This is a genomic window from Actinoplanes sp. NPDC051470 (assembly GCF_040682035.1).
Taxonomy (GTDB): Bacteria; Actinomycetota; Actinomycetes; order Mycobacteriales; family Micromonosporaceae; genus Actinoplanes.
Genome location: NZ_JBFBAA010000005.1, coordinates 261,850 through 282,156 on the forward strand (window position 1 = coordinate 261,850; position 20,307 = coordinate 282,156).

General features: G+C 72.0%; 24 protein-coding genes. 14 read left to right on the forward strand and 10 right to left on the reverse strand.

The window, feature by feature from the left end:
* Positions 1 to 13: 13 nt before the first annotated feature.
* Both AB0M54_RS12350 and AB0M54_RS12355 read left to right on the forward strand, forming a co-directional pair.
* The gene (locus tag AB0M54_RS12350; RefSeq protein WP_364470644.1) at positions 14 to 481 is read left to right on the forward strand and encodes a cupin domain-containing protein; all 468 of its coding nucleotides are present in this window, start codon (positions 14 to 16) and stop codon (positions 479 to 481) included.
* Positions 482 to 484: 3 nt separating this feature from the next.
* Entirely contained in the window at positions 485 to 1,975 is a 1,491-nt protein-coding gene (locus tag AB0M54_RS12355) for an NAD(P)/FAD-dependent oxidoreductase (protein WP_364470646.1), read from the forward strand.
* Here the strand turns inward: AB0M54_RS12355 and AB0M54_RS12360 are convergent.
* Positions 1,918 to 2,265: a VOC family protein gene (locus tag AB0M54_RS12360; protein WP_364322205.1), complete on the reverse strand. Its 348-nt coding sequence runs from the start codon at positions 2,263 to 2,265 to the stop codon at positions 1,918 to 1,920. The two genes, AB0M54_RS12355 and AB0M54_RS12360, sit on opposite strands and share 58 nt — an antisense overlap.
* 165 nt (positions 2,266 to 2,430) lie before the next feature.
* Here AB0M54_RS12360 and AB0M54_RS12365 point away from each other — a divergent pair, with 165 nt between their 5' ends.
* Positions 2,431 to 3,936: a protein kinase gene (locus AB0M54_RS12365; protein ID WP_364470648.1), complete on the forward strand. Its 1,506-nt coding sequence runs from the start codon at positions 2,431 to 2,433 to the stop codon at positions 3,934 to 3,936.
* Position 3,937: 1 nt separating this feature from the next.
* Entirely contained in the window at positions 3,938 to 4,933 is a 996-nt protein-coding gene (locus AB0M54_RS12370) for an alpha/beta hydrolase (RefSeq protein ID WP_364470650.1), read from the forward strand.
* On the opposite strand, the gene AB0M54_RS12375 is transcribed toward AB0M54_RS12370, so the two are convergent.
* On the reverse strand, positions 4,920 to 5,378 hold the full coding sequence (locus AB0M54_RS12375) for a hypothetical protein (RefSeq protein ID WP_364470652.1): 459 nt from the start codon (positions 5,376 to 5,378) through the stop codon (positions 4,920 to 4,922). The genes AB0M54_RS12370 and AB0M54_RS12375 overlap by 14 nt on opposite strands.
* Before the next feature lie 76 nt (positions 5,379 to 5,454).
* Between AB0M54_RS12375 and AB0M54_RS12380 the strand changes: the two genes are divergently transcribed.
* Together AB0M54_RS12380 and AB0M54_RS12385 are read left to right on the forward strand one after the other, a co-directional pair.
* Positions 5,455 to 6,396 carry a hypothetical protein gene (locus AB0M54_RS12380; RefSeq protein ID WP_364470654.1) on the forward strand — a complete coding sequence of 314 codons (942 nt, stop codon included), beginning with the start codon at positions 5,455 to 5,457 and terminating at the stop codon, positions 6,394 to 6,396.
* Positions 6,397 to 6,538: 142 nt separating this feature from the next.
* Positions 6,539 to 7,180: a sigma-70 family RNA polymerase sigma factor gene (locus tag AB0M54_RS12385; protein ID WP_364322195.1), complete on the forward strand. Its 642-nt coding sequence runs from the start codon at positions 6,539 to 6,541 to the stop codon at positions 7,178 to 7,180.
* 23 nt (positions 7,181 to 7,203) lie between these two features.
* Here the strand turns inward: AB0M54_RS12385 and AB0M54_RS12390 are convergent, their stop codons facing one another.
* From AB0M54_RS12390 to AB0M54_RS12410, 5 genes are read right to left on the reverse strand one after another with little or no spacing between them, the layout of a single operon-like run.
* On the reverse strand, positions 7,204 to 7,608 hold the full coding sequence (locus AB0M54_RS12390; protein WP_364470656.1) for a VOC family protein: 405 nt from the start codon (positions 7,606 to 7,608) through the stop codon (positions 7,204 to 7,206).
* A gap of 1 nt (position 7,609) precedes the next feature.
* Positions 7,610 to 7,996 carry a VOC family protein gene (locus AB0M54_RS12395; protein WP_364322191.1) on the reverse strand — a complete coding sequence of 129 codons (387 nt, stop codon included), beginning with the start codon at positions 7,994 to 7,996 and terminating at the stop codon, positions 7,610 to 7,612.
* Positions 7,997 to 8,009: 13 nt separating this feature from the next.
* Positions 8,010 to 8,729 (reverse strand): MarR family transcriptional regulator, encoded by a 720-nt coding sequence (locus AB0M54_RS12400; RefSeq protein ID WP_364322189.1) that lies wholly within the window; start codon positions 8,727 to 8,729, stop codon positions 8,010 to 8,012.
* Positions 8,730 to 8,768: 39 nt separating this feature from the next.
* Positions 8,769 to 9,428 (reverse strand): response regulator transcription factor, encoded by a 660-nt coding sequence (locus tag AB0M54_RS12405; protein ID WP_364322187.1) that lies wholly within the window; start codon positions 9,426 to 9,428, stop codon positions 8,769 to 8,771.
* Positions 9,425 to 10,528 (reverse strand): histidine kinase, encoded by a 1,104-nt coding sequence (locus tag AB0M54_RS12410; protein WP_364322185.1) that lies wholly within the window; start codon positions 10,526 to 10,528, stop codon positions 9,425 to 9,427. Before AB0M54_RS12410 ends, AB0M54_RS12405 begins: the two co-directional genes overlap by 4 nt.
* Before the next feature lie 184 nt (positions 10,529 to 10,712).
* Between AB0M54_RS12410 and AB0M54_RS12415 the strand changes: the two genes are divergently transcribed.
* From AB0M54_RS12415 to AB0M54_RS12425, 3 genes are all read left to right on the forward strand, one after another.
* Positions 10,713 to 11,024, forward strand: coding sequence for a DUF6223 family protein (locus tag AB0M54_RS12415; protein ID WP_364470658.1), 312 nt, complete (start codon positions 10,713 to 10,715; stop codon positions 11,022 to 11,024).
* A gap of 153 nt (positions 11,025 to 11,177) precedes the next feature.
* Positions 11,178 to 11,669 carry a SigE family RNA polymerase sigma factor gene (locus tag AB0M54_RS12420; RefSeq protein WP_364322181.1) on the forward strand — a complete coding sequence of 164 codons (492 nt, stop codon included), beginning with the start codon at positions 11,178 to 11,180 and terminating at the stop codon, positions 11,667 to 11,669.
* 28 nt (positions 11,670 to 11,697) lie between these two features.
* Positions 11,698 to 12,540: a hypothetical protein gene (locus AB0M54_RS12425; RefSeq protein WP_364470660.1), complete on the forward strand. Its 843-nt coding sequence runs from the start codon at positions 11,698 to 11,700 to the stop codon at positions 12,538 to 12,540.
* A gap of 35 nt (positions 12,541 to 12,575) precedes the next feature.
* On the opposite strand, the gene AB0M54_RS12430 is transcribed toward AB0M54_RS12425, so the two are convergent.
* Positions 12,576 to 12,962: a YciI family protein gene (locus AB0M54_RS12430; RefSeq protein ID WP_364470662.1), complete on the reverse strand. Its 387-nt coding sequence runs from the start codon at positions 12,960 to 12,962 to the stop codon at positions 12,576 to 12,578.
* A 687-nt stretch (positions 12,963 to 13,649) separates the two neighbouring features.
* Here AB0M54_RS12430 and AB0M54_RS12435 point away from each other — a divergent pair.
* Positions 13,650 to 13,967, forward strand: a complete 318-nt coding sequence (locus AB0M54_RS12435; RefSeq protein ID WP_364322175.1) for a MerR family transcriptional regulator — start codon at positions 13,650 to 13,652, stop codon at positions 13,965 to 13,967.
* Positions 13,968 to 14,026: 59 nt separating this feature from the next.
* Here AB0M54_RS12435 and AB0M54_RS12440 read toward each other — a convergent pair whose 3' ends face one another.
* The gene (locus tag AB0M54_RS12440) at positions 14,027 to 14,848 is read right to left on the reverse strand and encodes an ATP-binding protein (RefSeq protein ID WP_364470664.1); all 822 of its coding nucleotides are present in this window, start codon (positions 14,846 to 14,848) and stop codon (positions 14,027 to 14,029) included.
* Positions 14,849 to 15,108: 260 nt separating this feature from the next.
* Between AB0M54_RS12440 and AB0M54_RS12445 the strand changes: the two genes are divergently transcribed.
* The 3 genes from AB0M54_RS12445 (at position 15,109) to AB0M54_RS12455 (ending at position 17,335) form a co-directional block, all read left to right on the forward strand.
* Complete coding sequence (locus tag AB0M54_RS12445; protein WP_364470666.1) at positions 15,109 to 15,462, forward strand: STAS domain-containing protein; 354 nt, start codon at positions 15,109 to 15,111, stop codon at positions 15,460 to 15,462.
* Positions 15,463 to 15,607: 145 nt separating this feature from the next.
* The gene (locus tag AB0M54_RS12450) at positions 15,608 to 16,600 is read left to right on the forward strand and encodes a hypothetical protein (RefSeq protein WP_364470668.1); all 993 of its coding nucleotides are present in this window, start codon (positions 15,608 to 15,610) and stop codon (positions 16,598 to 16,600) included.
* A gap of 78 nt (positions 16,601 to 16,678) precedes the next feature.
* Positions 16,679 to 17,335 carry a GntR family transcriptional regulator gene (locus tag AB0M54_RS12455; protein ID WP_364470670.1) on the forward strand — a complete coding sequence of 219 codons (657 nt, stop codon included), beginning with the start codon at positions 16,679 to 16,681 and terminating at the stop codon, positions 17,333 to 17,335.
* On the opposite strand, the gene AB0M54_RS12460 is transcribed toward AB0M54_RS12455, so the two are convergent.
* Positions 17,332 to 19,320, reverse strand: a complete 1,989-nt coding sequence (locus AB0M54_RS12460; RefSeq protein WP_364470672.1) for an ATP-binding protein — start codon at positions 19,318 to 19,320, stop codon at positions 17,332 to 17,334. The genes AB0M54_RS12455 and AB0M54_RS12460 overlap by 4 nt on opposite strands.
* 96 nt (positions 19,321 to 19,416) lie before the next feature.
* Here AB0M54_RS12460 and AB0M54_RS12465 point away from each other — a divergent pair, with 96 nt between their 5' ends.
* A complete protein-coding gene (locus AB0M54_RS12465; protein ID WP_364322164.1) occupies positions 19,417 to 20,301 on the forward strand; it encodes a cyclase family protein in 885 nt (294 codons plus the stop codon).
* Positions 20,302 to 20,307 lie beyond the last annotated feature (6 nt).

Genomic DNA, 20,307 nt, shown 5'->3' on the forward strand with positions numbered 1-20,307 from the left:
ATGGAGGTAACCCGTGAGTCTCGGCGGTGGATACATGCTCAGCTCGCGCAAGGGGACCCAGATCCCGGCGATCGGGCTGAACATCACGATGAAGGCGAACGGGTCGGCCACCCGGGACGCCTACTCCCTGTTCGAGTACGCGATCCCGCCGGAGACCAACGGTCCGCCGGCCCACATCCACACCCGCGAGGACGAGTCGTTCATCTGCCTGGCCGGCCGGCTGGACGTGTCCCTCGGCGGCGAGGAGTTCACCCTCGAGTTCGGTGACTACCTCTACCTGCCCCGGAACGTGGTGCACACCTTCCGCAACCCGTACGGCGACGAGGCCCGGGTCATCTCGGTGGTCTCGCCGGCCGGCCTGGAGGCGTACTACCAGGCGCTGGGCGAGCTGCCGCCCGGGCCGAAGGACATGGCCACGCTCAAGCCGATCATGGAGGAGTTCGGGATCGAGCTCCAGCTGCCGCCGGGCGGGGGGCACTGAGCCATGCGGGTCGGGATCATCGGCGCAGGGGTGGCCGGGCTGGCCACCGCCAAGACGCTCATGCAGGCGGGGCACGAGGTCGTCGTCTATGACTCGGCGCCGGACGTGGGCGGCGTGTGGAGCCGTACCCGCCGCTATCCGGGCCTGACCACGCAGAGCGCCAGGTCGACCTACGGCTTCTCCGACTACCCGATGCCGAAGGACCTGCCCGAGTGGCCGTCCGGGGCGCAGGTGCAGTCGTGGCTGGCAGCGTACGCCGAAGAATTCCGGATCCCGACGCGTCTCAACGCACGTGTCTCACGCGCTGCGCCGGTGGATGGCCGATGGGCGGTGACGCTTGATTCCGGCGAGGTCGATGTCGTAGACCGGCTGGTCGTCGCGAACGGCGTTTTCTGCGAACCCACCATGCCGGATCTTCCGGGACAAGAGGCGTTCATCGAGGCCGGCGGCGAGGTGATGGCCGGCACCGAGATGCATGATGCGTCACTGGCCCGCGGCAGGAACGTGCTGGTCGTCGGCTACGGCAAGTCGGCCTGTGACGTGACCATGCCGCTGAGCCAGGAGGCCGCGAGCACCCACGTGATCGCCCGGCAGCTGCTGTGGAAGATACCGCGCAAGATCGCCAACGTGATGAACTTCAAGATGCTGCTGCTCACCCGGATGGGCGAGGCGCTGTTCCGCTACCACCGGCTGCGCGGCGTCGAGAAGTTCCTGCACGGCCCGGCCGACCCGGTGCGCCGCAGCATGCTGAACTCGATCGGCACGGTGTCCCGCCGCCAGTTCAAGCTGGACAAGCTGGGCCTGGTGCCGCGCGGCACGATGGAGGGCATCGTCAAGGGCGCGATCGGCCTGGCCACCGAGGGCTTCTTCGAGGGCGTCGAGCAGGGCTCGATCGTCGTGCACCGGGACACCACGATCACCCGGCTGCGGCCCGGTTTCGCCGAGCTCTCCGACGGCACCACGCTCCCGGCCGACCTGATCGTCTGCTCGACCGGGTTCAAGCAGAGCGTGCCGTTCCTCGACGTGCCCGGGCTCCAGGACGACCGCGGCAACTTCCTGCTCTACCGGCAGATCCTGCCGCTGTGCGCCGACGGGCTCTACTTCAACGGCTACAACTCGTCGTTCTTCAGCCCGCTGAACGCGGAGATGGCCGCGGTCTGGATCGCGGCGCACCTGGCCGGCGCGGTGCCGCTGCCGGCCCCGGACGAGATGCGGACCCAGGTCGAGAAGCAGATCGCCTTCATGGACGAGGCCACCGACCGGCACCACGGTCACGGCACCAAGATCATCCCGTTCTCGATGAAGAACGTCGACGAGGTGCTCGGCGACCTCGACCTGAACATCAGCAAGCGGGTACGCGCGTCGCACTGGCTGAACCCGATCGACCCGTCGGCCTACCGCGAGGTCACGCCGGCCCTGGTGGCCCGGCTCCGGGCTCAGTCGCCGGCGGGCATCCCGCCGAGGCCGACCTCGTTGCCGTCCGGGTCGCGGTAGATGAGCTTGCGGACGCCGTTGTCGTAGGTCTCCTGGGACTCGGGCTCCAGGCCGCGCCCCGAGATGCCGGCGACGACGGTGTCCAGCTCGTCCACGAAGAGGGTCAGCTTGCCGTGGCCGGCGTGCTCGGGCAGCAGCTCGATGTAGATCGAGGCGCGCTCGGCCAGATCCCACACCGCTTCGTGGTCGTTCGGGCTGAAGTCGGACGGCTTGCCGACGAAGCGTTCGTACCAGGCCGAGGCCTTGGCCAGATCGGTCACCGGGCTGCACGCGAAGAGATTCCAGGCCATGCCACTGATGGTAGGCGGTTGAACCGTGCCGGAATCCTCCCGTTGTGTTGCCCGGGGGGATGAGACATGCACGACCAGGCAGGAAGCGGGGGGCAGCCGTCCACAGCGGGTGATCGACACGCGTCGTTCTCGTCCGGCGCCCACGTCGGACGGTACGGTTCCGTCGTGCCGCAGAGCCACGCTGCCGTGATCGCGCAGCGCTACCGGTTGGTGGCCCTCGTGGGTGAGGGCGGGATGGGTCGTGTCTGGGCGGCGCGCGACGAGCTCCTCGGGCGGGACGTGGCGGTCAAGGAACTGGTGCTGCCCCGCGGACTCACCGAGGCCGAGCAGGAAGATCTTCGCGTACGCGTGATCCGGGAGGCCCGCGCCATCGCCCGGCTCGACCATCCGAACGTGGTCCGCGTCTTCGACGTCGTGCACGAACGCGGCGAGCCGTGGATCGTCATGGAGCTGGTGCCGTCCCGGTCGCTGTTCGACATGGTCAGCACGGACGGCCCGATGCCGCCGGTCCGGGTGGCCGAGATCGGGCTGGGCGTGCTGGCCGCCCTGCGCGCCGCGCATCAGGCCGGCCTGCTGCACCGCGACGTCAAACCGGGCAACGTCCTGCTCGGCTCGAACGGCCGGGTCGTGCTCACCGACTTCGGGCTGGCCACGGCGGCCGGCGACAGCTCGATGACCAGCACCGGCGTGGTGCTCGGGTCGCCGTCGTACCTGGCGCCGGAGCGGGCGCTCGACGACCCGATCGGTCCGGCGGCCGACCTGTGGTCGCTGGGCGCGACCCTCTACACGGCCGTCGAGGGGCGCCCGCCGTACTCGAAATCGTCGCCGATGGCCACGCTCGCCGCGCTGGCCAGCGAGCCGCCGCGGCCGCCACAGCAGGCGGGCGTGCTCAAGCCCGCCCTCGACGCCCTGCTCCAGAAGGATCCGGCCCGGCGCGCCGGCGCGGCGACGGCCGACACGCTGCTGCGGGCGGCGCTGACCGGCCCCTCCCCGCGACGGGCCGGCTTCCCGGTCAAGAAGGCCGGCCTGATCGCCGCCGCGGCGATCATCGTCGCGGCCGGCGCGTTCGCGCTCCGGCCCCTGGTCTTCGACCGCGCCGATGCCCAGCGCGGTCCGGCCTTCATCCCGTCGCCGGCGCTGGCGCCGGAAGCGCGGCCATCGCCCTCGACCATCCCGCCGAGCGCGGCCGTCGCGCCGGTTCCGTCCGTCCCGCCGGCCACACCGAGGCCCGCGGCGCCGAAGCCGTCGACCGCGAAGCCGCCGGTGTCGAAGCCGACCAAGACGAAACCGGTCGCCCCGCCGGCCACCGCCGGCGCGCCGATCGAGAACATGCAGACCGGCACCTGCCTGCACCTTCCGGCCGGGGGCGGCACCCTGCAGCTGTGGGCGTGCGACAGCTCCGACGGCCAGAAGTTCAGTTTCGCCGCGGACGGCTCGATGCGTGTGCTCGGCAAGTGCGTCCAGGTGCAGAACACCGGCGACGGCGCCGGGTTGATCGCCGCCACCTGTTCCGGGGCGGCCACCCAGAAGTTCCGCTACGAGAGCGCGTACGACCTGGTCAGCGTGGCCGCCGAGAAGTGCGTGGACGTGCCCGCCGGAGACGGCAACAATGGCGTCCCGGCGCAGCTGTGGTCCTGCAACGGCACCGGCAACCAGAAGTGGCGTCACTGACATGCGCATCATCACCAAGCCCACCCGGCCCGAGCTGGCCGCGACCCGCCGCCGCCGGCGCTGGGTCCTGGCCGTGGTCCTGCCCGTGGCCGTGCTGCTGCTCGCCGTGGCCACGATCTATCTCTGGCCGCTCGGCGACGGCCGCCTGCGGCGATCGGAGGCGCCGGCGCTGGGGTTCGCCGCCGCCACGGCCGCGGCTCAGCGTCAGGTCGCCCACGATCAGGCCGATCCGACGGTACGCCCGGAATGCCGTACCCAGCTCCTAACCCATGGCCGGCGCACCGCCCGCACCGTCCTGATGTTGCACGGCTACACCGGCTGCCCGGCCGAGTTCGGGCGGCTGGCCCGGCAGTTCTTCGACCACGGCTACAACGTGTACGTGCCGCGCGAGCCCCGCCACGGCCGGGTCGACGACGAAGCGCACGAGTGGGTGACCGCCACCGAGCTGGTCGGCTACGCGGACGGCGCCGCCGGCATCACGGCCGGGCTGGGCGACGAGTTCGGCGTGCTCGGCCTGTCCGGCGGCGGCAACCTGGCGACCTGGCTGACCGAGTACCGCTCCGACGTCAAGCGCGCGCTGCTGCTGGCCCCGTTCTACGCCCCCGACGCGTCGCAGGCGCCGCCGATGCTGATCAAGCCGATGACCGTGCTGTGGGGCCGGCACGTGATGGCGGACCGGCGGAACGGCGACATGTTCTACTACGCGCTCGCGCAATACCTGCAGGTCCGGGCGAACTTCAAGGACCGCCCGGTGAACGAGTCGCTGACCTCGATCGCGGTCGCCGCCTCGGCCGCCGACGGCCTGATCGACCTCGGCGAGGCGTTCGACCTGCCGCGCGAGATCGCCCGGATCAACGACGTGCCGCTCCAGGAGTACGAGATTCCGGCCGAGCTGAAGCTCCCCCACGACATCGTCGGCCCCGGCAGCGTGGGCACCCGCGCCGACGATCTCTACGCCCGGTATCTGACCCTCTACGAAGGGGTCAAGCCGGCCTGAGCTGCCGCTTCGGCATCGGGGAACCCGCGAACCGCAACGATCGCCAGGTGGCCAGCGCCCAGTCGAGGTCGGCGGGGTCGGGCGTAAGGACGGCCAGCTGCACATAGGAGCCACGCCGGACGGTGTAGGCGTACAACGCCCAGCGCCCGTCCTCGGGGAACCATGACGCGTAACGCACCTCGTACGAGTCGGTGCCCGCCTCACGCCACCGCTGCTCCGGCGACTGATGCACGTCCTGCAGGATCTCGTCGAGCAGCGCCTCGGGCGCCCGCGCCGGCGGTGTCGCGATCACCTCGGCCAGCAGGACCCGGCCGTCGGCATGACGGAGGTCGGCGCCGAAGCCGGCCGGAAGCTCGATGGTCCAGTCGTCGCTCAGTCCTCGCCTCGCCACGCCCTCATCCTCGCCGATCACCGCCCCGCTCCGGAAGCCCTCCGTCTCGACCATCCGTCCACTGTGCCGTTCCGCGTCAGGTAGCGGTCAGTCACCGGGACGGAGCGGCGTACGACCATAGCGTCGGTCCATGCGCTCCCTACGACTGCTCGTCGTCGCGGCCCTGGTGCTCACCGCCGGCTGCTCCGGGGCCGACGACCCCCCACGAACCACGCCGTCCCCGCCGGTCACACCGTCGGCCGGCCCCACCTCGACCGGCCCACAGCAGCTCACCCGGGCCGAGTACCAGGCCGAGATCTCCGCGTTCGAACGCGACTACCGCAGCCACCTCGACAAGGCGGCCGCCGCGCGCACTCCGGCGCAGGTGGAAGCCGTGCGCCGCTCACTGGTGTCGGTGCTGGCCCGCCGCTCCCGCGCCTGGGAACAGCAGGACGTGCTGCCGCCCGCGGAGGTTTCCACCGCACACGACGACATCCGCCGGGTGATGGGCAACTACCAGTCGATGCGTACGGCCGAGGTCGCGGGCAAGAACGACTGCGGCGTCGCCCCGCCCGCCGCGCAGCAGCTCTACGACGCGAAGATCAGCCTGTACCGGTCGGCCGAGGAGGGCGCCAAGGAGGCGGCCGCCAGCGCGTCGGCCGCCGGCCTGACGTTCGGCCGGTCGCTGCTCCCCCGTGAGCCGGTCGCGCCCAAGCTGCAGAACCGCCGCCCCGGCAACGGCACCGTCGTGCAGCGGTCGGGCCGGCGCGGCCCGAGCAGCATCCGGATCCAGAACAAGAGCGACGGCGACACCGCCGTGCTGATGGACGGCGGCCGCAAGCAGCCGCGGGTGATGGTCTACGTCCGCGCCGGGAAGTCCACCACCGTCCGCGGCGTCGCCGGGAACCGCAGCGGCACCTTCTCGATCAAGTTCAAGCAGGGCGCCGACTGGGACCAGCGACGCCGCGGCTTCACCCGGAACTGCTCGTACGAGACCTTCCAGCAGTTCTTCGACACCCGCTCGGACTGGCGGATCAGCCTGGAGAAGTCCATCGCCGGCAACGCCCCGACCACCGAGACCGATCCCTTCTGACCGGGCCCGAATGCGCCGGCTTCACCCGTTCGGTGCCGGAGTCAATCCGATCGGGGGAGTTTGCGCAGGTGGGCGTTCCGGGCATGTCCAAGGTCGAACCGCCGCGCTGCAGCGCGGCGGCCGGACCCCCGAGGAACTCTTCATGACGGTTGCCGCCGCGCCCGCCCCCAGCACCGTTGATGCGGCCGAGCAGCCGGCGAAGACCGACCGGGCCGGCGAGCTGATCGCCGCGCTGGGCGCACTGCCGGCCGGGCACCCGTCGCGGGCGGCCGTTCGTGACCGGGCGATCGAGGCGTGGATGCCGATGGCCCGGCACCTGGCCAACCGGTACGCCGGCCGCGGCGAGCCCAACGACGACCTGTTCCAGGTGGCGCTGGTCGGCCTGATCAAGGCGGTCGACCGGTACCAGGCCGACCGCGGCGTCGAGTTCGCCGGGTTCGCCATCCCGACCATCGTCGGCGAGCTCAAGCGGCACTTCCGCGACCGCACCTGGTCGATCCGGGTGCCGCGCCGGCTCCAGGAGCTGCGCCTGGCCATCACCGCGGCGAACGCCACGCTCACCAACACGCTGGGCCGTTCCCCCACGGTCGCCGACATCGCCGTGCACCTCGAGGTGCGCGCCGCCCAGTCGGCCTGGGGCTTCGTCGACCCGGCCGCGACCACCCGCGCGGTGGGCCACTTGCGCGACGACCTGACCTCCGGCGCGTGGGACGACAAGTACGGCTCCTTGCGTACGCAGCCCGAGTTCATCGGTGCGTTGCGGTTGATCGTGGGCCGCCCGTGAGCCACGCCGAGTTCCGCCGGCGGCTACTCCTCCTCGGCCACGACCGGACGGACGGGCGGCGCCCATCCTGGTCGGGGGATGAGGCAGAACGGGTGGCCGGCGGGATCGGCGAAGACATGGTCGCCGCCGGGGCGGCGGGTGGCGCCGAGGGCGAGGACCTGATCGGCGGCCACGACCAGGTCGTCGACCATGACGTCGTGGTGCATCTGCTGCGGGACGGCCGGGTCGGGCCAGGTGGGTGGCCGGTGCTCGGGTGCTCGCTGGAAGGCCAGCCCGGAGGTGGTGGTGTCGCCCGAGACAACGACAAAATCGCCGTCGTCGTAGGTGATCGGCCGGCCCAGCACGGCACTCCAGAACGCGGCGGCGGCCGCCGGGTCGGCGCAGTCGAGGATGAGGTGATGCAGCCGTCCCACCGGCCCGGCCCTCATCTCACGTCCCCGCGGGCTGGAACAGCTCGACCGGGTTGCCGGCCGGGTCGTCCAGCACGATCTGCCGGCCACCGGGCCCGGTGATGATGTCGCTGCGGAAGGCGACTCCGGCCTCGCGAAGCCGGGCGACCTCGCTCCCGATGTCGTCGACGATGAGGTGGATGCGGTTCCAGCCGCCGGGTTCGGGGCGACGACCGTCGGGCATCGGCCGCCCGGCGGAACTCTCCGGGCCGGACAGCAGCAACCGCAGGTTGCCACGGGTCACGTCGGCGAAGGCGGGCAGGAACGTCGTGTTCGACGTGAACCCCAGGTGGCCGGTGTAGAACCGGATCGCTGCTCGGACGTCGTCCACGAGGTAGCGGACGCTGACGGTGGTGGTGTCGGTCATGACGCTTCCTTCGTCAAGATGTGCAGGGCGCTTCCTTCGTCAAGGTGTGCAGCAGGTAGGTGATGCGCTGGTCCAGCTCGTCGGCGACGGCCTCGAAGTCGGCGGGCCCGGCCGGTTCGGGAATGCTCCAGTGGATCGGGCGGGGGTGCCCGGGGAAGCCGGGACAGGTCTCCTTGACCTTGTCGCAGAGGGTGATCACGCGGTCGAAACGGCGGCCGGTGAACTCGTCCAGGTGCCGGGGCCGGGCGCCGGTGAGATCGATGCCCCGGGCGGCCATGGTCGCGATGGCCCGCGGGTGGACCGGCTTGGGGCGGCTGCCCGCGCTGTGCGCCTCGACGGCGCCGCCCGTGCGGTGGCGCAGGAGCGCTTCGGCCATCGGGGAGCGAGAGCTGTTGCCGGTGCAGAGGAAGAGCACCCGCGCGGTGACGTCCGGGGGCAGGGCGGGCGCGCCGAGGCGGAGGGCCGGATGCAGGGCGGCGCCGGCGCCGGCGAGCAGGTCGGCGCAGCGGGTGAGGTCGAGGGTGTAGAACGTGTCGCGGCGGTCGGCGCTGCTGCGCCGGGTGGACACGAGTTCGGCCTTCCGCAGCTTCCCGAGGTGGTACGAGACGAGGTTCTGCGGCTGGCCGAGACGCTCGGTCAGCTCGCGGACGGCCAGGTCTCCGTGTGCGAGTTCGCCGAGCAGCCGCCAGCGCAGCGGGTGCCCGCCCGCGGTCAGGAACGCCGGCGGCATCATGACCGGAGATTACATCAAACTGGTTTGATGCAATAGCGGTCACGGCTGCTGGGGAACGACCAGGCCGGTCTCGTACGCGAGGATCACCAGCTGAGCGCGGTCGCGCGCGTGCAGCTTGGCCATGGCGCGGTTGAGGTGGGTCTTGGCCGTGATCGGGCTGATCACCAGGTGGGCGGCGATCTGCTGGTTGGAGAGGCCGCGGGCGGCCAGGGCGACCGTCTCGCGTTCGCGGTTGGTCAGTCCGGCCAGCGCCGCCGGGTCGGGGCGTGGCGGCCGGGTGACGTACCGGTCGATGAGCTTGCGGGTGATCGAGGGCGCGAGCAGTGCCTCGCCGCGTGCGGCGACGCGGACGGCGTACAGGAAATCGTCCGGCAGGATGTCCTTGACCAGGAAACCGGCGGCACCGGCGCGCAGCGCGTCGAAGACGTAGTCGTCCAGGCCGTAGTTGGTCAGGATGACCACGTGAACGCCGGCCAGCTCGGGGGCGGCGGCGATCCGGCGCGTCGCCTCCACACCGTCCATCAGGGGCATCCGGATGTCGATGAGGACGACGTCGGGGCGGAGCTCGTGGGCCAGGGCCACGCCCTCGGCGCCGTCGGCGGCCTCGCCCACGACGTCGATGTCGTCCTCGGCCTGGAGCAGGGCCCGGAATCCGCTGCGGATCAGGGCCTGATCGTCGACCAGCAGAACCCGGATCACGGCGGGCCCGGCACGGGAAGCTCCGCGTGCACGGTGAAGCCGCCCTGCTCGCGCGGCTGGGCGTCCAGGCGGCCGCCGAGGGCGGTCACCCGTTCACGCATCCCGAGCAGGCCGACGCCGGGCACCGGCGGATCCGAGGCGGTGGCCGTGCCGTCGTCGTCGACCCGGACGGCCAGCGCGCCGGGACGGTAGGTGATCTGGATCGAGGCGGTGGCGGCGCCGGCGTGCCGGGTGATGTTGGTCAAGGACTCCTGCACGATGCGGTACGCGGTGCGGTCGACGGCCGCCGGCACGCTGGTCCGGTCGCCCTCGATGGTGAGGGAGGCGTCCAGGCCGGCGGCCCGGGTGCGGTGCACGAGGTCGGGGACGTCGCTCAGCCCGTACCGCGGCTTGTTGTCGTCGTCGCGCAGCAGGCCCAGGGTCGCGCGCAGCTCGCGGGCGGCCTCCCGGCCGGCGTCCCGGATGGCCAGCAGCGATTCGGGCACCGGTTCGCCCCGTTTCCGGGCCACGTGCACGGCGGCTTCGGCCTGCACCTTGATCACCGAGATCTGGTGGGTGAGCGAGTCGTGCAACTCCCGGGCGAGATGGAGCCGTTCCTCGCCGGCCCGGCGCAGCGCGGTCTCCTCCCGGGTCCGCTCCGCCTCGTCCGCCCGCCGCTCGGCCTGCCGCACCGCCTCCCCGGCGGCGCCGGCGGCGATCAGCCACGCCAGCTCCAGCACACCCCGTCCCCGCCCGAACGCCTCGGCCGCGTCGTGCCGGCCCGAGGCCATCGCCGCGAGCGGCAGGACGACCAGCATCAGCACGCTCACCACGATGGTGGCCCTACGGTGTCCGGCCCGCACGGCGCTGTAGACCGCGACCAGGTATCCGACCGCGAACACGTCGAACCCGGCCGCCTGGTAACCCACGGCGCACGCCCCGGCGGCCACCAGGACGGCGATCGGGGCCCGGCGCCGCGCGGCCAGCGCCAGTCCACCGAGGACCAGCGCCGAGAGGCCGAGCACCGCGAGGCCGCCCCGCGGGTGTCCCTCGGACAGCCCGACGATCAGCAGGATCGCGGCCACCCCGGCCGCGACCGCCCAGTCCCGCGCCCGGCCCATGGGGGCACCCTAGCCGGGCGCACCGCCGGAGCGACTCGTCCCGCCGGATGACCCGCGGCTACCGCCGACGCGGCAGCCCGGCGGTTTCTACCGCGTCCGCAGCAGCGTGGAGTGTCGGCGCCGGCACGATGCCCGGCCGCCGCCTCGCGGAAAGACTCGGGTCTCAACCTGAAGGAGGGTTCTGATGATCGACGAATATGGCTTGACCGGCGGACGAGCCGTCGGTACGGCGGGCGCCGTCCTGGCCCTGGCCGCCACGATCCTCGCGGGCCTGGCCCTGATCCGCCGCATCGGCCCGCGGGGCGCGGCGCTGGCCGTGGTGGCGGGGTCGGCCGGGGCGGCCGCCGGCGTCCTGGTGCTGGCCGTGGCCGACGGCGGCCCCGGCACCGGCAACGGCGTCGTCGGGGCCGGCGCGGCCGTGGTGTTCGGTCTGATCGCGGCGGTCGTCGGCGGGATCGTGATGGCCCGGGCGCGCCGGACCACCCGGACCGGCTGACCCCTTCGGCACCCCACACCTCCACCGCTCCGACGGGCTGAGCCCGTACTCACCGCCGCGGTTCAATGAGCCGCGGCGGTGAGCCGTGCAACCCGGCGCGGGGTCCGCTGAGTCGTATCTCCGTCCATCACGAAGCGGAGGCCGGAGGGCACCTTGAGCCGCGGCGACGACCAGGAATTCCACGATTTCGTGGCGCAGCGCATGGAGCGATGGCGTCGTTCGGCGTACCTGATGTGCCTGGACTGGCACACCGCCGACGACCTCGTCTCGATCGCCGTCGCCAAGATCTACCGCCACTGGCGCGACGTTCGACGGGCCGACAACCCTGATGCGTACGCGCAGAAGGTGTTGACCCGCACCTGGCTCAGCGAGCGGCGGCGGCCGTGGCGGCGGGAACGTTCCGCCGAGGTGCTGCCCGACCAGCCGGTCACCACGCCGGATCACCTCGCCGACCGGGACGCGCTCGCCGGGCTGCTGCGCGGTCTCGGGCCACGTCAGCGGGCGGTGCTGGTCCTGCGGTTCTACTTCGATTGTTCGACCGAGCAGACCGCCGAGATCCTGCAGGTGACCGTCGGCACCGTGAAGAGCCAGACGGCGCGTGGGCTCGATGCCCTGCGCGCGGCCCAGCAGACCCTGCGCGGCTGAAGACCGCGCGAGAAGGAGTGACCGACTCATGAATCAGCAGCTGTTCGACGAGCTCACGGCCGACGCTCCGCCCAGCACGGTCGACGTGCCGGGAATCATCCGCCGGGAGAGGCGTCGCCGCGGCCTCCTCCGCGTCGGCGCCCCGGCGGCCGCGGCCCTGACCGTCCTGTCGGCGATCGCGGTGCTCGCCCCGGGTGACCCGCCGCCGGCGCCATCGGTGGTGGCCCAGCCGTCGTCCACCCCGACGCCCGGACCAGCGGGTTTTCGGCTCGTGGCCCACGACCGGGCGTCGGCCGCCGCCACGGCCGAGACGTTGCGGGCCGCCCTGGACGACGCCGTGCGCCGGACCGCACCGGGCGCGACCTGGCTCACGCAGGGCCTGACCAAGGAGGCGACGCCGGACGGCCGGCCGCCACGGATCTTCGGCGACGACCAGCGACGCCCGTCGAGCCAGATGTTCACCGGGACCACCGGCATCGCCCTCGACGGCCGGCGCGGCATGCTCAGCCTCGAGGTCATCTCGACCGATCCGTGTACGGGCGGCTCGCTCGCCAAGTGCCCTCCGACGGGGACGGACCCGCTGACCGGCCTGTTCGCCTGCGGGCCGGCGGCGAAGACGTGCACCACCGGCACCGGCGAGGACGGGCGCCGCCGGCGGGTGCAGACGATGGAGAGCCTGGGCGGCTTCCTCAGCCAGGAGACGAACGTCGAACTGGCCGACGGGCGGGTGCTGATGGTCGCCGTCACCAACCAGTTCATCAAGCCCGGCAGCGGGGTCACCAACGACTACGTCGCGCAGCCCGCCACGCCGCTGAGCCCGGCCGCGGTCACCGGGATCGCCACCACGATCGGTGACCGGATTCTGGCCTGACGCCCTGGTGCGTCACGCCCGCCGGGCCGGCCCCGTCACCCTCGGCCGGCCCGGCGGAGCATCGCGTCGGTCTCGGGGTCGGCCATCAGCTCGCGGACCTCCTGCGCGCAACGGCACCCGGCCGCGACCTTGGCCGCCCACGCCAGCGCCTCCTCGCGTGAGGGCACGTCGACGACCACGAACCCGCCGATGACCTCCTTGGTCTCCGGGTAGGGGCCGTCGGTGACCAGCCCGTCGGTGGCCAGCCCGTCGGTGGCCACGACGCTCGCCCGCTGGCGCTCGAGTCCGGCCCCGAAGACGAACACGCCGGCGTTCACGGCCTCCTGGATCACCGCGTGCGCGGCCTTGCCCACGTCGGGCCAGTCGGCGTCGGGGATGTGGTCCATCGCGCCGTCGTTGAACGAGATCAAGTACCGGGTCATCCCATGGCTCCCTGGGTCGTGCCGCGGCGGCTCGTCCGCCGCCCGTCAGCCGTTCTGCTCACCTGTTCCACGAACGACCCGGCCCGGATCCGACGCTATCCTCCTTCGCCGAAGCTGGGAAAACTCGCCGAGAAAATCTATGACGGAAGTACTAGACATCCTCGGCAAGGTCGTCTAATGTTCCTGGTGTTGACAACGAGATCGCGGAACAAGCCGACGAAGTGACCGAGCGTCAAGCAGGGCTCACGCCGACACCCATGTCGCGGGCTCGCTCGGCACAGGTATTGGTAAGTGGCAAGGCAAGATCGGCAAGTGGCAAGACAAGACCTTGACGTAATTCCAGGTCAGGGCAACGCTCGTCGCACGTGTGCGGGGCCATGAAGTTTGCGTGGGGCTTCGACACCGGCGAGTAGCACGTCAGATGTTGGAAGCAGAGGAAAGGGAGGGCTGAACACCGTTGGATCGCCCGCGACCAGAACATGTTCTGAGCTCTGGGGCGGACACCGCAGTTTCCATCGAACGAGAGGTGGTCTCCGGTCACGCTTATGCGATCCTCGCACCCCATGCCGCCAGCGGCGGCAGGTGCGGATAAGACAACCCGACGATCGTGTCGGTAGATGGTGTGTAACCCATAACCCTGGGCCCCGGCGCTTTCGCGCCGGGGCCCTCGTCATGAAAGATTTCTATATGGCGCTATCCGACGACATGTTCGGCGACGACGACTACCCCGCCTACACGATGGGCCGCGCCGCGGAGATCACCGGGGCCTCACAAGACTTCCTGCGCCGGCTCGACGAGGCGAAACTGTTCACCCCGTTCCGCTCCGCCGGCGGACACCGCCGCTATTCCCGCTACCAGCTGCGCCTGGCCGCGCGAGCCCGCGAGATGGTCGAGCAGGGAACCGCTCTGGAAGCGGCCTGCCGCATCATCGTTCTCGAGGACCAGCTCGAAGAGGCCCTCCAGCAGAACGAGTCCTACAAGCGCGAGCAAGAATCCGGCGCCTGATCAGTCCCCCTCCGATCGCGTCCTTCCCTGGCCCTCCCGGTACCTGACCGTTCCGCCGGTCATGTCACCGTGGCCCAGACCACCTTGCCGTCCCGGGTCGGGATGGCCCCCCACGCCGAGGCGATCGTGTGCACCAGCCGCAGGCCTCGCCCCCGTTCGTCGAGCGAGGCCTGCGGGCTGGTGGGACTCGGTTCGCCCGGGCGCGGGAACCGGCTGACGCAGTCGTGGACCGCGACGTGCAGCCGGGTGCCGCTGCGTGACAGGGTGATGATGAAGTCGGTGCGGGCGTGCTGCACCGCGTTGGCGGCCAGCTCGGACACGACCAGCCAGGTGTCGTGCCGCAGCTCGGGCAGATGCCAGGCCCGGCAGGCCTCGGTGACCAGGTCACGGGCGGCCTTGACGGACGCGGGCCGGGGCTCCAGGCGAGCCTGGATCCGGTCCGCGCGCGATATCCGCGCGGCGATCGCCCGGCGCGCTTCGGGCACCATGGTGAACACGGATGGTTGCGATCCTTGGACGCCCCGGAGGCGGCGGCTCAACGCGGCCGCGCCGGGCAGGCAGAACGCCAGGTGCACCGGCGCGCTCCCGGACCGGGCCTGCTGCGCCGACGCGACCCAGAACGGCAGGCTGGCGCCGTAGGGATCGCCCAGGTCGTGCAGGTCGACGATGATCGCGGCGGACGGTCCGGCCAGGCACAGGCGCAGGGTCGCGGTCAGGTGCTGGCACAGCAGCGGCGACCAGCGGCCGTGCGCGGCGATCTCGACCATCGTGTTGCCGGCGTCGCCGGTGACGGCAACACCGACCCCGCGGCGGCTGATGACGGCGGAGAGCAGGTACGGCGGCTCCATCGGCTGTGCCCGCGCGGGTCGATCCGCGGTCACGATGAACTCTTCGTCGGACGGTTCTCGACGGTCACAGCTGCTCCCGGGCACCTTGACAGAACGTGGTGCGCCACCAGGGGCTGGGGCAGCGGGCTGAGGGACGAGACACCGTCCCTCGCGACCCAACGGTATATCAGACCGCCAGGAACCGCTGGTCAGCCGATCGTGGAATCGATCTGGACGCGCGTACGGTGACGGTGTCACTCGCGCCCCCTCGGCGCCGTCCGGCCGGCCCGGCCGCACCCTGCTGACGAGGCGAGGTGAGGTACACCATGACGAGCGCGCCGTACGCCGACCCCGCCGCCGCCTTCTCGATCACCAGCCGCCCCACCACCGCCGGCATCCGGCTGGCCGTCAACGGCGAGATCGACATGTACACCGCCGGGCACCTCGGTCGCGCCATGGCCGGCGCCCTGCGCACCGGCGCCGCCGAACTCCTGGTCGACCTGGCCCTGACCACCTTCTGCGACTGCGGCGGCATCACCACCCTGCTCTCCGCCCGCCACAACGCCGCCGGCCGCACCACCTTCCAGGTGACCAACCCCACCGGCCTGCCGCTGCGGGTGCTGCAAACCCTCGGTGTGTACGCCTTGCTCACCACCCGGAGCCGGTGAGCTCGGCCGGCTCCGCCCCGCCGAGACCATCAACCCGCCCGGGCCATCCGCGGCTGCTCGCCGATCCCGTGCGGCCGGTCCGCACGGTCCCTTGTAGGCGGTGTCGCCAAGCGGAACACTGACGGCAGGCGACGACGCTGCGGAGGTGGCCGTGAACCGTACCCGGGTGGGACTCGCCTCGGTGGCCGCCGGTCTGCTCGGCCTGGCCACGGCCTGGTGGCTGATCGACAGCGAGGGCGGGTCCGGGGTGGTCGGCACCACGGCCGCGGTGGTGCTCGCCGCCGGTCTCCTGCTGGTCGCGTCGGAGCTCGGTGAGGCCGCGACCCGGATCTGTGGCGGTCTGCTCTGCGTCGCCGGGCTGGCCGTCGCCATCACCCAGCATGAGGTCTGGTGGTGGCTGCGGGCGGGCTGGGAGACGCCGATGACGGTCGCCGCGCTGCTGATCGCGGTGGTCGGGCTGGGCGTGCTGCTGTTCGCGTACGGGTTCCGGATGGCCGGCCTCAGCGGCGCCTGTGGCGTGCTTGCCGCTGCCGGGCTTCTGTCGGTGGCGCTGCCGTACAACGGCAGTGAGGACGAGGCGGTTCTGCGGGCCTGGGCCGCCGCTCTCGGTGCGGTGGCTCTCGTGGCCGGCTTCCGCGCTGCCGCCAGGCCGCCGCTCGCACACTCCTTGGGCGTGGGCGTCACGTTGGTCGTGGCGGCGGTGCTGGGTGTGGCATTCGCGGGCTATGGCGCGTACGAGACGTACGCGCCGATCGGCTATCGAGCCGCGACCGTCACCGCGACGGTCGTCGGCATCGTGGCCGTGCTCGTGATCGGTGGCCTGCCGCTGCGCCGGTTCCGCGGCGGCCTGCCCCGCCCCGCACCCGACGACGGCGTGGTCTCGCCCGAGCCCGGCGCGCCCGCAGTTCCGACGCCCGGCCCGCCCGTTCGTCGGTCACCCGAGCCGGCCGCGCCCACCGGGCCATCGGACCGGCCCGTGGCGGTCGACCGGACGCCGGCCGTTCCGGGCGCCGTGGCTTCGGCCGGTCGGTCACCCCGAAACCGGCTGGAGACGCTGTCCCTGGCCATCGGTGTCGTCATCGGACTGATCACCATCTTCAAGGAGATCATCGCCGCGGTGCGGTCGCTGGTCGGCTGACATCTCACGCCACACCGCGCCCCCGGGCGCGCCCCGCATCGATTTGTCGAACCGTGCGTAGTGTGTGCAATATGTTGCATGCCGATTCCGCCGGGTAGCCCCGCCGTAGGCCGCCTGCTCCTGCGTGACGATGTCTACCGGCGTCTTCGCGACGCCATCGTCGACGGCACCTTCCGGCCCGGGGAGCAGCTCAAGGACGGCGAGCTCGCCGAATGGCTGGGGGTGAGCCGCACTCCGGTCCGCGAAGCCCTGCTGCGCCTCGGGGGCAGCGGCCTGGTGGTCACCCTGCCCGGTCGATCGACCAGGGTCAGCGCCATCGACACGCCGTCGGTGCGGGATGCTCGCGACGTCATCGCGGCCATGCACGCCCTGGCCGTCCGCCAGACCGCGGGCCGCCTGGGCGACGACGACCTCGACCGCATGCGGGACGCCAACCGCCGCTTCGCCGGGGCGCTCGACTCAGGCGACCTCGCCGCGGCCCTGGACGCCGACGAGGAAGTACACCGGATCCCGGTCGCCGCGCTGGGCAATCACGCCATCGAGGCCGTGCTCGAACAGTTCGATCCGCTCGTACGCCGCGCGGAGCGGCTCCGCTTCAGCGCCGACGGCCACGCCTCCGTCGAGCTGCACTCCCGGCTGATCGACCTGATCGCCGCCGGCGACGCCGAGCAGGCCGCGTCGGTGGCGTTCGACATCTGGCACACTCTGCCGACCGACGAGCGCGAGACGGGTTAGGCGCGGCGGGATCCGGTTTCGCGTTCCCACAACAGTTCGGTGAGCTGGGCGATCGCCTTGTCCCGGTGCCGCCGGTAGGTGTTGAAGGACAGGTGCAGGGAGTCCGCGACGCGCTCCTGGGCGCCGGCCGGCCGCAGGAACGTGCGATCGATCACCACGCCGGACTCGGGCGTCAGCGTGGCGACGGCCTCGTCGAGCAGGTCCCGCAGGGTCTCGGTGGGCGCGCGTCCCGCTCTCCCGTGCTGCCGGACCACCCGGGAAGTCAGCAGCGGGTTCGACCGCAGCAGCTCCGGCGTGTGCAGGGTGCGCAGGGCGGAGCGGACGGCATCGGTGAACTCCGGCTCGGACAGCACCGCCTCGCCGAGGACCTCCCCGGGCGGCGGGGTCGGCGCGCCGATCTGCCGGGCGTGCAGCCGGTCGGCCAGTCCGGCCACGCCGGTCCGGCGCCAGTCGTGCGCGAACACCGGGAACCGGGACTCGCCGACCGTGTACTCGGCTTCGGCCGCCGCCCAGAAGCCGAGCGATTCCATGGCCGGGGCCCACAGCTCGGCATCCTCGAACGCGCCCACGAAGCTCCACGCCGCGTCGTCGCCGACCAGGAGGTTGTCCAGCATCTGCCAGGCGACGAACAGGGTCAGCGACCGCGACGGGCGCTGCCCGTGATCGCGGTCGAGGAAGAAGCGCCAGGCCCGGACCCGTTCACCTGAGCGCGGCGCCCCGTACTTCGACGTGTACGCCCACATCGCGTCGGCGCCCGGGTCCACGCCGAGATCAGCCTCGGTCAGGTCGAGGCACGCGCCGTAGCCGAGCGGTTCGCCGGTCTCGGTGCGGAAGACCCGGAACGCCTCGGGCCGGCGATTCATCCAGTACGCCGCCAGCTCGGCCTGGTCGCGCCCCTGCCGGTCGGCGGTCATGGCCACGATCGCCGACCGGTCACGGTCATGCAGCTGGTCGGCGTACGCCCGCATGGTTGGTGGGAGCGAAGCGAACGCGGCCAGCGGGGAACGGGCGCCGTTCAGCACGACGGTCAGCACCAACATCTCCAGCCGCTCCCGCTCATCCGCGGTCGCCCGGACCAGCTCGTGGAACACGGCGAATTTTCTGCGGTACAGCTCGGCGTACCGGGCCGGGGAGCGCCAGCGCAGATCGGCGGTGATGGCGTCACGGACCACGTCGTGCGGATAGAGCCCGTACGGGGACTCGTCGATGAACGGTTGCGTACGCAGCCAGGCGAACAACTCGGCGGCATCGCCGTCGGCCATCGCGCGCAGCAGGTCCTCGGTCGTGACGGCGACCAGCGCACACACCTCCAGCGCCGTGCGGTGCCGGGCGCTCGGCACCTCGTCGATGATCAGCGCCAGCAACGCGCTCACCGTGTCGGGCTGGTCGGACAGCGATCGCGGCGTGGCACCGCGCCGTACGGCATCCGCCATCATCGACAGGGTCAGCGGGTGGCCACGGCTGATCGTCAGCAGCCGATCGTGCATCTCACCGGGAACGTCCTGGGCGCACAGGTAGGCGCGCCCCTCCTCGGGCGACAGGTTGCCGAGCGCGATCACCCGCGTCAAGGTCCGCCAGGCCGGGTCGGTGCGCCACCGCGGCCCGGGGGCACGCCGCCCGGCGATCACCACCAGGCAGGACGCCGGCAGAGCCGACAGATAGTGGTCGCGGATCCAGTCGTCGACCGATTCCAGCAGCTCGTACGTGTCGATCAACAGCACCGCGGGCACATCGCCGGGCAGGACGGGCGGCGCTCCCTGCCCGAGGGTCAGGTGCCGGGCGTCCACCCGTACCGCATCGAAGCCTTTCTCGGCGGCCAGGTCGGCGAACACGTCGAGCAGGGCGGTCTTGCCCACCCCGCCGAGCCCATGCACGAAGATCACGCCGGGGGCGCCCAGCGCGTCCCGGAACGCGGCGACCTCTTCCTCCCGGCCGGTGAAGGACCGCCGCCGCAACTCCCGCAGGGTGTGTCCGAGAGATGTCACGCGCCCGACTGTAGCCAGCGTCGCCCAGAAGAATGGGCAGCGGATGGGCACCGGAATGGGCTGGTGGGCACCGGCCGGCCCGTCGACGATCACTCCATGACCGACATCAACATCGCCGAATTCCCCACCAACTGGGGCCGCTGGGGCGACAAGGACGAGCTCGGGGCGGTCAACCTCATCACCGCGGAGGCCCGGGCGCGCGGCGCCGCCGAGGCGCGCACCGGCCGGACGGTCTCCCTGGCCCAGGAAACCCGGCCCGCGCCGCTGGTCGGCGGGCCGATGGCACGGATGAGCGCCGACACGACCGGTGTCCAGACCGCCATGCTCTTCACCGGGGCGTCGCCGATGGCGATGGCCGAGCTGATGATCGTCAACACCCACCACCCCGAGATCACCCACCTCGACGCCATGGGCCACTTCGTCACCGACGGGCAGGTCTACCCCGGCGTTCCACAGCACGAGAGCTCCGGCATGACCGGGGTCACCCACGGCGCCACCCACGTGTACGCCGACGGCATCCTGACCCGGGGCGTCCTGCTCGACCTGGCCCCGGGAACCCGCCTCGCGGCCGGTCACGCGGTGACGGCCGCCGACCTCGACGCCGCGGCCGAACGCGCCGGCGTCGAGGTGCAATCCGGCGACGCCCTCGTCATCCGGGCCGGCTGGGCGAGCGGCACCGACTTCGGCCAGGGAATGCCCGGCATGACCGTGGGCGCGGTCCGCTGGATGCACGACCACGGGATCGCCATCTACGCCGGTGACATCGGCGACGCGCACCCGCCCCTCAAGGACGAGTTCCCCGGCGCCCTGCACCGGCTCGGGCTGGCCCGGCTCGGCATTCCCCTGGTCGACGGCGCCTCCACCGACGCGGCGGCCACGATCTGCGCGGAGCTGGGCCGCTACACGTTCCTCTTCGTCGTCGCCGTGCCCCGGATCGCCGGCACCACCGGCCTGCCGGTCAACCCGCTGGCCATCTTCTAGAACTGG

Bases quoted from the DNA above. Each gene is read 5' to 3' on its own strand.
- AB0M54_RS12455 (WP_364470670.1), top strand. From the start codon at position 16,679: ATGCCGATTCCGCCGGGTAGCCCCGCCGTAGGCCGCCTGCTCCTGCGT.
- AB0M54_RS12380 (WP_364470654.1), top strand. From the start codon at position 5,455: ATGCGCTCCCTACGACTGCTCGTCGTCGCGGCCCTGGTGCTCACCGCC.
- AB0M54_RS12465 (WP_364322164.1), top strand. From the start codon at position 19,417: ATGACCGACATCAACATCGCCGAATTCCCCACCAACTGGGGCCGCTGG.
- AB0M54_RS12415 (WP_364470658.1), top strand. From the start codon at position 10,713: ATGATCGACGAATATGGCTTGACCGGCGGACGAGCCGTCGGTACGGCG.
- AB0M54_RS12370 (WP_364470650.1), top strand. From the start codon at position 3,938: ATGCGCATCATCACCAAGCCCACCCGGCCCGAGCTGGCCGCGACCCGC.
- AB0M54_RS12355 (WP_364470646.1), top strand. From the start codon at position 485: ATGCGGGTCGGGATCATCGGCGCAGGGGTGGCCGGGCTGGCCACCGCC.
- AB0M54_RS12390 (WP_364470656.1), bottom strand. From the start codon at position 7,608: ATGAGGGCCGGGCCGGTGGGACGGCTGCATCACCTCATCCTCGACTGC.
- AB0M54_RS12430 (WP_364470662.1), bottom strand. From the start codon at position 12,962: ATGACCCGGTACTTGATCTCGTTCAACGACGGCGCGATGGACCACATC.
- AB0M54_RS12375 (WP_364470652.1), bottom strand. From the start codon at position 5,378: ATGGTCGAGACGGAGGGCTTCCGGAGCGGGGCGGTGATCGGCGAGGAT.
- AB0M54_RS12435 (WP_364322175.1), top strand. From the start codon at position 13,650: ATGGCGCTATCCGACGACATGTTCGGCGACGACGACTACCCCGCCTAC.
- AB0M54_RS12425 (WP_364470660.1), top strand. From the start codon at position 11,698: ATGAATCAGCAGCTGTTCGACGAGCTCACGGCCGACGCTCCGCCCAGC.
- AB0M54_RS12360 (WP_364322205.1), bottom strand. From the start codon at position 2,265: ATGGCCTGGAATCTCTTCGCGTGCAGCCCGGTGACCGATCTGGCCAAG.
- AB0M54_RS12400 (WP_364322189.1), bottom strand. From the start codon at position 8,729: ATGATGCCGCCGGCGTTCCTGACCGCGGGCGGGCACCCGCTGCGCTGG.
- AB0M54_RS12410 (WP_364322185.1), bottom strand. From the start codon at position 10,528: ATGGGCCGGGCGCGGGACTGGGCGGTCGCGGCCGGGGTGGCCGCGATC.
- AB0M54_RS12395 (WP_364322191.1), bottom strand. From the start codon at position 7,996: ATGACCGACACCACCACCGTCAGCGTCCGCTACCTCGTGGACGACGTC.
- AB0M54_RS12385 (WP_364322195.1), top strand. From the start codon at position 6,539: ATGACGGTTGCCGCCGCGCCCGCCCCCAGCACCGTTGATGCGGCCGAG.